The sequence below is a fragment of the Microbacterium sp. USHLN186 genome, assembly GCF_037145155.1.
Taxonomy (GTDB): Bacteria; Actinomycetota; Actinomycetes; order Actinomycetales; family Microbacteriaceae; genus Microbacterium.
In genome coordinates this window covers 731,843-744,165 of record NZ_JBBCYA010000001.1, presented here as the reverse complement: position 1 = coordinate 744,165, position 12,323 = coordinate 731,843, and the positions used below count along the sequence as shown (strand labels likewise).

The following is a 12,323-nucleotide window of genomic DNA, read 5'->3' as shown; positions in this document are numbered from 1 at the left end:
CAAGGCCCAGGTGATGCGGATTCCGCGGCGACTAAAATCGAAGGCGTGAGCCTGCTCGTGACCGTGCCGACCGACCGCCTCGCCGAGAGCATCGGCCCCCTGCCCGACGGGGTCGACCTGCGGGTGTGGGACTTCCGCTCCCCCGCTCCGGCCGACCGCCTCGACATCGTCGTACCGCCCTACATGGGCACCGCCGGTTCGCTGTCGGCGCTGGAGGGGCTGGACGTCGGTCTCGTGCAGAGCCAGTCGATCGGCTACGACGGCGTCGCTGAGACGCTGCCGGTCGGGTTGACGTTCGCCAACGCCGCGAGTGTGCACGAGGCGTCCACCGCCGAGCTCGCCGTCGGCATGATGATCGCCGCGCAGCGGCAGCTGCCGCGCTTCGTGCACGCACAGGAGCGCGGCGAGTGGGCGCCGGTGTTCGCCGAGAGCCTCGCCGACCGGCGAGTGCTGCTGGTCGGCTTCGGCGGGGTGGGCACCGCGATCGCCCGGCGGCTAGCGCCCTTCGAGGTCGAGCTGGCCGCCGTCGCACGCACCGCGCGCACCGAGCGGATCGAGGGCGCCGGCGACGTCGCGGTGCACGGCATGGACGAACTCGACACCCTGCTGCCGGACGCCGACATCGTCGTGCTGAGCCTGCCGGCCGACGACGCCACCCGCCACCTGTTCGACGCGGCACGCATCGCCCGCATGGCGCGCGGCGCCCTGCTGGTGAACGTAGGGCGCGGTCCGCTCGTCGACACCGCGGCCCTCGTCGACGCCCTGCACGCGGGAGCGATCCGTGCGGCCTCCGACGTCTTCGAAGAGGAGCCGCTGCCCGAGGGCCACCCGCTGTGGACGGCCCCGAATCTGCTGATCACGCCACACGGCGGGGGCGCGTCGACGGCGATGAATCCGCGCATGGCCCGCCTCGTGCGCCGCCAGATCGAGCGGATGCTGGCCGGCGAGGACCCGGTCAACGTCGTCATCCGGGCGTCCTGACCAGGGGCCGATGCGGACGTCTGCAAGCGCTTGCAGTAGCCTGATCGCATGGCACAGCGTGAGCAGCAGCGTGAGCAGATGGCGGCCCCCGGTTCGGAATGGTGGCGCACCGCCGTCATCTATCAGATCTACCCCCGCTCCTTCGCCGACGCCTCGGGTGACGGCATCGGGGACCTGCCCGGCATCACCGATCGCCTCGACGATCTGAAGAGCCTGGGCGTCGACGCGATCTGGCTGAGCCCGTTCATGACCAGCCCGCAGAAGGACGCCGGCTACGACGTCGCCGACTACCGCGACGTCGATCCCCTGTTCGGCACGCTGGCCGACTTCGACGTGATGCTGAACGAGGCGCACACGCGCGGCATCCGGGTCATCGTCGACCTCGTGCCGAATCATTCCTCCGATCAGCACGTCTGGTTCCAGGAGGCACTGAAAGCCGCACCCGGCAGCCCCGAGCGGGCCCGCTACGTGTTCCGCGACGGTCGCGGCGAGAACGGCGAGCTGCCCCCGAACAACTGGGAGAGCGTGTTCGGCGGCGGCATGTGGGAGCGCGTGACCGAGGCCGACGGCACCCCCGGGCAGTGGTACCTGCACATCTTCGACCCGACGCAGCCCGACTTCGACTGGACCAACGAGGAGGTGCGCGAGGAGTTCCGCAGCATCCTGCGCTTCTGGCTCGACCGCGGCGTCGACGGCTTCCGGGTGGATGTGGCGCACGGCATGATGAAGGAAGCCGGCCTGCCCGACTACGCCCCGGTCGCCGACGCCGACTCGATGGGCGGCGGCGAGGAGAACGTGCCGTACTGGGGTCAGGACGAGGTGCACGACATCTACCGCGACTGGCACCGGGTGCTCGCCGAGTACGACGGCGACCGCGCACTGTGCGGCGAGGCATGGCTTCCGACGCTGGCGAAGACGGCGCTGTGGGTGCGACCCGACGAGATGCACCAGACCTTCAACTTCCCGTACCTGATGACCCCGTGGGATGCGCGGGAGCTGCGCCTGGTCATCCGCGAGTCGCTCGAGGAGTTCGGCAAGGTGGGCGCTCCGAGCACCTGGGTGCTCTCGAACCACGACGTGATCCGGCACGCCTCACGCCTCGCGCTGACGGCCGACAGCCCGCAGGGCGAGGGCATCGGCCCGAAGTCCGAGGGCAAGCCCGACCCCGTGATCGGTCTCTCGCGCGGACGCGCGGCGACCACGTTGATGCTCGCGCTGCCCGGTTCGGCTTACCTCTACCAGGGCGAGGAGCTGGGTCTGCCGGAGGCGATGGAGATCCCCGACGAGTTCCGTCAGGACCCCACCTGGTTCCGCACGAACGGAGAGCGCTACGGCCGCGACGGCTGCCGCGTGCCGCTGCCGTGGACGGCATCCGGCCCCTCCTTCGGCTTCAACGACACCGGCGCTTCGTGGCTGCCGCAGCCGGCTGAGTGGGCGACGTACGCGCGCGACGTGGAGGAGGCAGCCGCGGACTCGACGCTGAACCTCTACCGGCGGCTGCTCAGCGAGCGCCGCGAACGCGGCCTGGGCAGCGGCTCCCTGGTGTGGGATGACGTGGACGATTGGGCCGTGGCCTTCCACCGCGGCGAGCTGCACGTCGTGGCGAACCTCGGCGACGGCCCCATCGAGCTCGGCGAGGACGTGACCTTCGTCGTGCAGAGCGAGCCGTTCACCGGCACCGCCCTGCCCCCGAACACCGCCGCCTGGTTCACCCGCGCCTGAGCCGCCCGACCTCGCCCAGCCGTGAGAAACCACCTCCTGCGTGAGACATCACGCTTCCCGCGGTGTCTCACGCTCGACGTGGTTTCTCGCGTCGGCAGGCCCGAGTGAGCAACCACATGGCGAGCATCGACGAGGTCGCGCGACTGGCCGGGGTGTCGACGGCCACGGTCTCGCGCGCGCTCAGCGGGCGCGGGCAGGTGTCGGATGCCGCGCGTGAGCGCGTGCGCGCGGCGGCTGCGGCACTCGGGTACGTGGTGTCGTCGCGGGCGTCGAGTCTGGCATCCGGACGCACACGCAACGTCGGCGTGATCGTGCCGTTGCTGGACCAGTGGTTCTTCAGCACCATGCTCTCGGGCGCGTCCAGCGCGCTCATGCGCGCCGGCTACGACATCACCCTCTACAACATCACCGCGGATGCGGATGTGCGCCGCGAAGTGTTCGACACCTTCCTGCGTCGTCAGCGGGTGGATGCCGTGATCGCCGTCGCCATCGAGCTCGACGAGCACGAGACCGGCCAGCTGCTCGATCTGGGACTGCCGGTGATCGGCGTAGGCGGCCCGAATCCCCGGTTGCGCACCCTCTCGGTCGACGACACCGCAATGGCCCGGCTGGCCACCGAGCACCTGATCGAGCTGGGGCACCGCGAGATCGCGCACATCGGCGCAGCTGGCGAGTTCGAAGCGGACTTCCGCGTGCCATCGCGTCGACTGCGGGGGTTCGAGCAGGCGCTGGCGACGGCGAGCATCGCCGCGAACCCTGCGCTCCTCGAGCCAGCCGACTTCACCGTGGACGGCGGCCACCGCGCCGCCGCGCGGCTGCTCGATGCGCGCAGGCCACGGCCGTCTGCCATCTTCGCCGCGTCGGATGAGATGGCCATCGGAGCGCTGCTGGCGGCCCGCGACCTCGGCATCCGCGTGCCGGAGGACCTCTCGATCGTGGGCATCGACGGGCACGAGCTCGGCGAGTTCTTCCAGCTCACCACGGTCGACCAGTTCCCGCTCGCGCAGGGCGAGCGGGCCGCCGCGGCGGTGCTCGCGCAGCTGGAGGGGCAGGCGGATGCCACGGCCGCCGCCGCTCTGCCGTACGAGCTCATCGTGCGCAGCACGACCGCGCCCCCGCGGTCCTGAGCCGCCAGCCTCAGGCGGCGAGCTTCAGGCGGCGAGCGCGACCCGCCGGCCCGCACGCGAGACGAACAGGTGCAGCACCATGGTCACGGCCAGCACGACGGCGGACGCCGGCACGAGACCGTCGGCCTCGAGTCCGGATGCCAGCAGCGCGCCACCCAGCATCCCACCCAGTGCCGAGCCGAGCTGCATGCCGCTGCCGTTCAGCGCGAGCACGAGCGACATCGACTCCGGCGCGAGGTCACCCAGGCGGGACTGCAGCGCGACCCCCGATCCGCCGTTGAAGAACGCGCAGGCGAAGAACCACGCGAAAGCGGCGACGGCGCCGGCGACGCCGGGCAGCAGCAGGCCCGCACTCCCGAGCAGCGCCACGACGATGAGGATGCCGATGATCAGCGCGATCACGGTCTTCGGATCGATCCGGTCGGTGATGCGCCCGGAGAGGATGTTTCCGGCGAGGCTGATGACTCCGTACCCGAACAGCGCCGCCACGATCGCCGGACCCTCGCCCACGCGCGGGCCGAAGATGTATGTCGCGTACGTGAAGCAGAGATAGCTCGCGCACATGATGCCGGTCGCGACGAGGATCGCGCCCAGCACTGCCGGGCGCGCGAGCGGGCGCAGCGTCTCCCGCAGCGACAGCGCGGGCAGGTGCAGGCGCGGCACGTTGATCAGGATGCCGATCAGCGCCACCGCGCCCACCGCGGTGACCAGGAACAGCGGCAGACGCCAGTGCTGCTGGCCGATGATCAGCCCGACCGGCACACCCAGCGCGGTGGCGGCGAGGAATCCGCCGAGCACGAACGACAGCGCACGGCCGCGCCGCTCGGGCGCCGTCTTGGCCAGCACGTATGCGCTGACCACGGCGCTGAGCAGCGCGCCGCCCACGGCGGAGACGATCCGCCCGAGCATCGCGACGGTGTAGTCGGGCGCGAGCGCGATGAGCAGGTTCCCCGCGACGAACACGGCCAGCGAGAGGGAGATGACCAGCTTGCGCTCCCACCGGCCGGTCAGCGAAGACAGCACCGGACCGGCGATGGCCGCGGTGAGCGCGAACACCGCCACGAGCTGCCCGGCCGCCGCCCGCGACACGTCGAGGTCGCGGGCGATCTGGGGCAGCAGGCCGGCCAGAACGTACCCGTCGATGCCCATCGAGAAGTTCGCCAGCGCCAGCCACAGCAGCGCGCCGTACCCCGCCGGTCGCGCTTCGTCACTCGTCCTCACCGATCCATCCAAGCAGAGCGGCAGGCCGGTGGCGCGCGATCGCCGGCATCGCAGGAATACTGGTACCCATGGATTTCCTCAACGAGACCGTGCTCTTCCTCGGCGACAAGCTGTGGACGTGGGCAGTGCTGCCCGTCCTGCTCGTGCTGGGCCTGTACTTCACGGTGCGCTCGGGGGTAGTGCAGTTCCGGCTGATCCCGGAGATGTTCCGCACGCTCACCGACCGCACCCCGACGGATGCCGACGGGCGCCCGCAGTCGGTGTCGGCGTTCCAGGCGTTCACGATCTCGGCGGCATCCCGCGTCGGCGTGGGCAACATCGCCGGCGTCGGCACGGCAATCGCCCTGGGCGGACCGGGGGCGGTGTTCTGGATGTGGACGATGGCGTTCATCGGCGGCGCGTCGAGCTTCATCGAGTCCACGCTCGGCCAGACCTTCAAGGTGCGCGACCAGGACGGCTTCCGCGGCGGCCCGGCGTATTACATGCAGTACGGGCTGAAGGCGCGCTGGATGGGCATCGTGTTCGCCGTCATCCTCATCCTCTGCTTCCCGTTCTCGTTCAACTCGCTGCAGGCCAACACGATCAGCGCCACCGTGTCGGGCAGCTTCGGCGGCGAGGTGAGCTGGATCCCCTGGGTGGTGGGTCTGGTCCTCGCCGGGCTGACGGCACTGGTCATCTTCGGCGGTGTGCGTCGCATCGCCAACGTGTCCTCGGCGGTCGTCCCGCTGATGGCGCTGCTGTACCTGGTGCTCGGGCTGGTGATCGTCGGCATCCACATCGACCGGCTGCCCGAGGTGTTCGCGTCGATCTACACGCAGGCGTGGGGCACCAAGGAGGTCGCCGGCGGCGCGCTGGGCACCATCATCATGATCGGCGCGAAGCGCGGCATGTTCTCGAACGAGGCCGGTCTCGGCTCCGCGCCGAACGCCGGTGCCACCGCGGCTGTCACGCACCCCGTCAAGCAGGGCCTCGTGCAGACGCTGGGCGTCTACTTCGACACCTTCCTGGTCTGCTCGATCACGGCGTTCATCGTCCTCGTCGCGACCCCCGATCTGGCCAACGCCGAGCAGGGCATCGTCCTGACGCAGAACGCGCTGGTCAGCTCGCTCGGCACGTGGTCGAACGTCGTTCTCAGCGTGATCATCTTCCTGCTCGCGTTCAGCTCGATCCTCGGCAACTACTACTACGGCGAGTCGAACATCGAGTTCATCCGCGCGAACCGCGCAGTGCTGCAGGGCTACCGCGCGCTGGTCGTGCTCGTGGTGTTCCTCGGCTCGATCGCCTCGGCGGATCTCATCTGGAACACCGCCGACGGCATCATGGGCGTCATGGCCCTCGTCAACCTCATCGCCATCGCGCTGCTGTCGGGGGTGGCCTTCAAACTGCTGCGCGACTACCTCGACCAGCGCCGGGCAGGGCTGGACCCGGTGTTCACGCGGGAGCGGATGCCGGAGGTCACCGGCATCCACTGCTGGGAGGACGAGCTCAGCGTCACCGGACCGGTGCCCGTGCAGCAGCGCGGCCGCTGAAACGCAGAACCGGCCCGGGCGAATGCCCGGGCCGGTTCTGCGTTACGCGTCTGAGGTCAGAGCGGACGGATGTTCGCCGCCTGCATGCCCTTGGGGCCGCGCTCCGGGTCGAACTCCACCTTCTGGTTCTCGGTGAGCTCCTTGTAACCCGAGCCGGTGATCGCCGAGAAGTGCGCGAACAGGTCGTCGGAGCCGTCATCGGGAGCGATGAAGCCGAAGCCCTTCTCGGAGTTGAACCATTTCACAGTGCCGGTGGCCATGTGCTTCTTCTTTCTGTTGATCTGGCCGCTGAGCGGCCGGGGCGCCGCGCCGAATCGTCCGGCGGGCACGAGTGAGGCGATACCGGCCGGGTACGTCGCAGAGCGGCGGATCCGGCGGGATCGGGATCCCGGCCCGCGGCACTCACACGCGGGAGGGGGATCGGGGTGATGGGCCGCACACGAGCAGTTCGCGGGCCGGTTGAGAGTGGGCCCTCCGGTGGAGGGGCAGGTTCACCGTATCACGCGACGGCGTCGGGGCGGCCGCGAGCGGCCGTGCAGCACCCGCGCGAGCGGGGCGAAGCTAGGCTCATCGCATGACCGTCGACCTCGAAGCGCTGTACATCGACCTGCACTCGCACCCGGAGCTGTCGTTCCAGGAGACGCGCACCGCCGGCATCGCCGCCGCCCATCTGCGCGAGCTGGGTCTGGAGGTGCACGAGGGCGTCGGCGTGACCGGCGTGATCGGAGTGCTGCGCAACGGCGAGGGCGCCACTGTGTGGCTGCGCGCCGACATGGACGCCCTGCCGGTCACCGAGCAGACCGGCCTCGGATATGCCTCCACCGCGACCGGCGTCGATCCCGACGGCAACACGGTCGGGGTGATGCATGCCTGCGGGCACGACATGCACGTCACCGCGATGATCGGCGCAGTCGAGCGCCTGATCGCCGAGCGTGCGCAGTGGGGCGGCACCGTGGTGGTCGTCATCCAGCCGGCAGAGGAGTACGGCGCGGGCGCCCGGGCGATGCTGGACGACGGTGTGCTCGACCGCTTCCCGCGTCCGGACGTCGTGCTCGGTCAGCATGTCACCCCGCTTCCCGCGGGGACGATCGGGGTGCGTCCGGGTCCGCAGATGTCTGCCTCGGACGGCATCCAGGTCGTGCTGCACGGTCGCGGCGGGCACGGCTCGCGGCCGCACTCCACGATCGACCCGATCGTGATGGCGGCTGCGACGATCATGCGCCTGCAGACGGTGGTCTCGCGCGAGGTCGACCCGCGCGAGCTCGCCGTGGTCACGGTGGGCTCGATCCACGCCGGCACGAAGAACAACATCATCCCCGCGGATGCCACCCTGCAGCTCAGCCTGCGCTACCCCGACGAGCAGCAGCGGGCGAAGGTGATGTCGCGCGTCGAGCGCGTGATCCGCGCCGAGGCGATGGCATCCGGCGCCGAGCGCGAACCCGACATCTCCACCCTGCACACCCTGCCCGCGACGATCAACGACGTCGACGCGACCGGCCGGGTCGTCGCGGCGTTCCGCGCGGCGTTCGGCGAGCAGGCGGTCGTCGATCCCGGGCTGTTCACGGGCAGCGAAGACGTGTCGTGGTTCGCCCGCGACGCGGGTGCGCCGCTGGTGTTCTGGTTCTGGGGTGGTGTCGACCCGCAGGCGTACGCCGACGCCGTCGCGAACGACAGCATCGACCGCGACATCCCCACCAACCACTCGCCCTACTTCGCGCCGGTCATCCACCCGACGATCGAGGTGGGCGTGACCGCCATGGCGACCGCGGCACGGGCGTTCCTCGGCTGAACTGCGCGACTCGACGCTGCACCGGCGGTCAGGCCTGCAGCGCGCGCTGATTGATCTCGTGCGCCTCGCGGTGCAGCCGCTCCATGCGCACGTCGAGCTCACCGGCGGTCGCCGCGGCCTCGGTGAGACTCTGCACGAGGTGCGCGGGCACCCGCCCGGCGAACTTGTAGTGGATCTTGTGCTCGAGGCTGGCCCAGAAATCCATCGCGACGGTGCGGAACTGCACCTCGACGGGGATGGGCACCGGCCCGGTGGAGAGGAACACCGGCACCTCCACGATGGCGTGCAGGCTGCGGTAGCCGTTCGGCTTGGGCTCGGCGATGTAGTCCTTCACCGCGCGCACCGTGACGTCGTCCTGCTGCGTGAACAGGTCGAACAGCAGGTACACGTCGGTGACGAAGCTGCAGGTCACGCGCACCCCGGCGATGTCGGTGATCTCCCCTCGGATCACCTCGAAGTCCGCGTCGATGCCCTTGCGGGCGACCTTCTCGACGATGCTGTCCGGCGTCTTCAGCCGGCTCTTGACGTGCTCGATCGGGTTGTACGCGTGCAGGTGGGTGAACTCGTCGCGCAGGATCGAGATCTTCGTCTCGACCTCCCGCATCCCGAACTCGTACTCGCGCAGGAACCGCTGGAACGCGTCACGCAGTCGCTTGGCCTCCGCGATCGCGGCATCGTCGACGGGGAGGGTCGTCATGGCGTCGACGTTACGCCCGCCCGTTCGGAATCGGCTGGGCATGCCCGCCGGCTCGGACGCTACGCGTCCCGCGAGCGCCACAGCAGCCACACGAAGTACGGCGCGCCGAGCAGCGCGACCACGAGGCCGGCAGGCAGTTGCGCGGGAGCGAGGACCGTGCGCCCGATGGCATCCGCGACGCCCACCAGCACCGCGCCGAGCAGCATGGCGACGGGGATCACCCGGCGGTGCCGCGCGCCCACCAGCGCTCGCGCCGCGTGCGGCGCGACCAGCCCGACGAAGCCGATCACGCCGACGGCCGACACGCTCAGCGCGGCCAGCAGCGCCGCACCGGCCAGCAGGGCGAGGCGGGTGCGCTCGAGACGGATCCCCACCAATCGTGGGGTGTCCTCGTCCATCGCCAGGATGTCGAGTTCGCGGCGCTGCGCGAACACGAACGGCAGCGCGATCAGCAGCACCACCGCGAGCGGGACGACCTGCTCCCAGATGCGACCGTAGGTGGTTCCGGACAGCCAGGTGTAGATCTTCGGGGTGTCCCAGGGATTCGCGCGCAGCAGCACGAAGGTGGTCAGCGCGGTGCTGCCGTACCAGACCCCGATGCCGATGAGCACCAGCCGGTCGGCGCTGAGCCCGCCGCGCCAGGCCAGCGAGTACACCAGCGCGAACGCCAGCAGCGCGCCCACGATCGCGGCGACGAGCATTCCGAACGTCGAGGCCGCCGCGCTGGTGACCACGAGCACCGCCCCCAGCCCCGCTCCGCCGGTGATGCCGAGCAGGCCCGGCTCGGCGAGCGGGTTGCGGCTCACCGCCTGCGTCACCGTGCCGGCCAGGGCGAGAGCGGCCCCGGCGACGACCGCGGCGATCACCCGGGGCGCGCGCTCGTCGAGCGCGAACGACACCAGCGGCGGCGCCTCGCGCTGCAGCCACAGCAGGATGTCGCCGGTGAGCAGCGGAGTCGCGCCCACCAGCATCCCGACCAGCACGACCGCGGCGAGCGCGGCGATGCCGATGGCCAGCACGATGCCGAACCGTCGGCCGCTGCGCACCCCGAAGCGGATGCTCGGCGGCCGACGGGTCGGGCCCGCATCGCGCAGCCGCCGGGCCATCACGATCAGCACGATCGCGCCCAGCAGGGTCGTCGCGACGCCGGTGGGCACCGCGATCGCGCCCTCGGCGCCGATGATCGCGCGCAGCACGGCATCTGCGAGGATCACCACGATCGCGCCGACCAGCGCCGCCGTCGGAATCAGCAGCAGGTGCCGGCCGAGCGCGGGCACGAGGCGCGACAGCAGGCGCGCGAGCACCGGCGCGCACAGTCCCACGAACCCGATCGGCCCGGCGAGGGTGACGGCCGCCGCGGTGAGCACCACCGAGAGCAGGATGCCGATCACCCGCGTCGAGCGGATCGGCACACCCAGCGACGACGCGGTGTCGTCGCCGAGCGCGAGCACGTCCAGACGTCGGCTGAGCGCGAGGGCCAGCGCGATGACCACGACGATCACCGGCGCGGCCCGCAGGAACGCGTCGATGCTCAGCTGCGACAGGCTGCCGCTGCCCCACGCGAACAGACCCTTCGTCTCCTCGTCGAACAGCACCAGCAGGGTCGAGGTGCCCGCCTGCAGCGCGAGGGCGAGCGCCGAGCCGGCGAGTACGAGGCGCGTTGTCGACGAGGCGGCTCCTCCGGCGAGGCCGAGCACCAGCGCCGCCGCGGCCAGTCCGCCCGCGAAGGCGACGAGGCCTGAAGCCCAGAACGGGATGCTCACCCCGAACGCCGTCGCGGCGGTGATCGCGAAGTACGCCCCGCCGGTCACACCGAGGGTGTCGGGCGAGGCGAGCGGGTTGCGCGCGAGGGACTGCATGAGCAGGCCCGCCACGCCAAGCGCGAGTCCGACTGCCACGCCCGCGGCCAGACGCGGCAGGCGCGAGCCGAGCAGGATCTCGGGGTCGGCGAGCACCTGCCCGCTGGTGCCCTGCGTGAGGTGCCAGAGAGCGGATGCCACCAGCACGCCGACCAGGGCGAACAGCGTCCCTGCAGCGGTGAGGGTCGCCGGGGCGCGGTCCGGACCGGGGGCCGACACTCCAGATGTCGGACGGTTTCCGGCATCCGGTCCGACATCTGGCGTGTCGGCCCCCATCTCGTAACCCGAGGTCCCCCGGCGCGCGCTCACTCGGTGATGACGTGGACGAACGCGTCGATGATCTGCTCGGCCGAGCGGGGTCCGCCGAACGTCCAGATCCCGCCAGGGAAGGCGTGCACGTCGTCGTTCTTCACGGCGGGGATGGATGCCCACGCGGGGTTCTTCTTCGCCGCGTCGATGAAGCTCTCGCTGTCGGGGTCGTTGGTGCCGGTGTGCAGCAGCATGGCGTCGCCGATGGTGGTCATGCCCTCGATGTCGGTCTGGCCGAGGCCGTAGGCGGGATCGACCTCACCGGTCCATGCGTTCTTCAGGCCGAGCTGCTCGCCGAGCTCGCCGATCAGCGAGCCCTGCCCGAACGGGCGCAGCGACACGTTGCCACCGTCGACCCAGCCGTCGAAGAACACGAACGGTGCGCCCTCGCGCTCGGCGTCGGCGACCTCGGCCTTCGCGCCGGCGAGCTTCTTGTCGAACTCGTCCTTCACGACGTCGGCTCGCTCGGTGCGACCGGTGGCCTGCGCGATGAGGTCAAACGTGTCGAGCATCTGGCCGATCGGGTCCTCGGCATTCGCGCCGATAGTGGCGAGCACGGGCACGCCGTACTTCTCGAGCTGGCCGATGATGGCGTCATCGCGCGTGTACGCCTCGACGATGACGAGGTCGGGCTTGGCGCTGAACAGTGCGTCGAGGTTCGGCTCCTGGCGGGTGCCGACGTCCTTGACACCCTCGGGCAGCTTCTCGGCGGTGTCCCAGGTGCGGTAGCCGTCGGCGTCGGCCACCGCGACCGGGGTGAGGCAGAGCGAGAGCACGTCTTCGACCTGCTGCCATTCGAGCACGGCCACGTCGGTCGCGGGCTTGTCGAGCTTCACGGTGCGCCCGAAGGCGTCGGTGAGCTCGACCGGGCCGGTCGCGGTGCTGGTGCTGTCGTCGGCGCAGCCGGCGCCGCTCGCGGAGGTGGTCTTGTCTGCTGCGGCACTGTCACCGCTCGACGCGGCGGGCTGCGTGGTGCCGCAGGCGGTCAGGGCGAGGGTGAGCGCGCCGAGGGTCGCGAGGGCGGCGAGGGACTTGTTCATCAGAGACGACTCCGGAGGTGTGCAGTGGGAGAGGACAGGCTCAGACCGG

The 12,323-nt window shown here is 70.8% G+C and carries 10 protein-coding genes; 5 read left to right on the top strand and 5 right to left on the bottom strand.

What is annotated here, in order from left to right:
• The first annotated feature begins 45 nt into the window (after positions 1 to 45).
• From WFG93_RS03460 to WFG93_RS03450, 3 genes are all read left to right on the top strand, one after another.
• Entirely contained in the window at positions 46 to 981 is a 936-nt protein-coding gene (locus WFG93_RS03460) for a 2-hydroxyacid dehydrogenase (RefSeq protein WP_336644916.1), read from the top strand.
• A 48-nt stretch (positions 982 to 1,029) separates the two neighbouring features.
• The gene (locus WFG93_RS03455; protein WP_336644915.1) at positions 1,030 to 2,703 is read left to right on the top strand and encodes a glycoside hydrolase family 13 protein; all 1,674 of its coding nucleotides are present in this window, start codon (positions 1,030 to 1,032) and stop codon (positions 2,701 to 2,703) included.
• 116 nt (positions 2,704 to 2,819) lie between these two features.
• Entirely contained in the window at positions 2,820 to 3,830 is a 1,011-nt protein-coding gene (locus WFG93_RS03450) for a LacI family DNA-binding transcriptional regulator (RefSeq protein WP_336644914.1), read from the top strand.
• A gap of 24 nt (positions 3,831 to 3,854) precedes the next feature.
• Here the strand turns inward: WFG93_RS03450 and WFG93_RS03445 are convergent, their stop codons facing one another.
• Positions 3,855 to 5,051, bottom strand: a complete 1,197-nt coding sequence (locus WFG93_RS03445) for an MFS transporter (protein WP_336644913.1) — start codon at positions 5,049 to 5,051, stop codon at positions 3,855 to 3,857.
• 68 nt (positions 5,052 to 5,119) lie between these two features.
• Between WFG93_RS03445 and WFG93_RS03440 the strand changes: the two genes are divergently transcribed.
• Complete coding sequence (locus WFG93_RS03440) at positions 5,120 to 6,580, top strand: alanine/glycine:cation symporter family protein (protein ID WP_336644912.1); 1,461 nt, start codon at positions 5,120 to 5,122, stop codon at positions 6,578 to 6,580.
• 56 nt (positions 6,581 to 6,636) lie between these two features.
• Here WFG93_RS03440 and WFG93_RS03435 read toward each other — a convergent pair whose 3' ends face one another.
• Positions 6,637 to 6,840 carry a cold-shock protein gene (locus WFG93_RS03435; RefSeq protein WP_336644911.1) on the bottom strand — a complete coding sequence of 68 codons (204 nt, stop codon included), beginning with the start codon at positions 6,838 to 6,840 and terminating at the stop codon, positions 6,637 to 6,639.
• A gap of 314 nt (positions 6,841 to 7,154) precedes the next feature.
• On the opposite strand from WFG93_RS03435, the gene WFG93_RS03430 reads away from it, so the two are divergent.
• Positions 7,155 to 8,369 carry an amidohydrolase gene (locus WFG93_RS03430; protein WP_336644910.1) on the top strand — a complete coding sequence of 405 codons (1,215 nt, stop codon included), beginning with the start codon at positions 7,155 to 7,157 and terminating at the stop codon, positions 8,367 to 8,369.
• 28 nt (positions 8,370 to 8,397) lie between these two features.
• On the opposite strand, the gene WFG93_RS03425 is transcribed toward WFG93_RS03430, so the two are convergent.
• From WFG93_RS03425 to WFG93_RS03415, 3 genes are read right to left on the bottom strand one after another with little or no spacing between them, the layout of a single operon-like run.
• On the bottom strand, positions 8,398 to 9,066 hold the full coding sequence (locus WFG93_RS03425) for a GTP pyrophosphokinase (protein WP_336644909.1): 669 nt from the start codon (positions 9,064 to 9,066) through the stop codon (positions 8,398 to 8,400).
• A gap of 59 nt (positions 9,067 to 9,125) precedes the next feature.
• Positions 9,126 to 11,201 carry an iron ABC transporter permease gene (locus tag WFG93_RS03420; RefSeq protein ID WP_336644908.1) on the bottom strand — a complete coding sequence of 692 codons (2,076 nt, stop codon included), beginning with the start codon at positions 11,199 to 11,201 and terminating at the stop codon, positions 9,126 to 9,128.
• Positions 11,202 to 11,230: 29 nt separating this feature from the next.
• Positions 11,231 to 12,274 (bottom strand): iron-siderophore ABC transporter substrate-binding protein, encoded by a 1,044-nt coding sequence (locus WFG93_RS03415; protein ID WP_336644907.1) that lies wholly within the window; start codon positions 12,272 to 12,274, stop codon positions 11,231 to 11,233.
• Positions 12,275 to 12,323 lie beyond the last annotated feature (49 nt).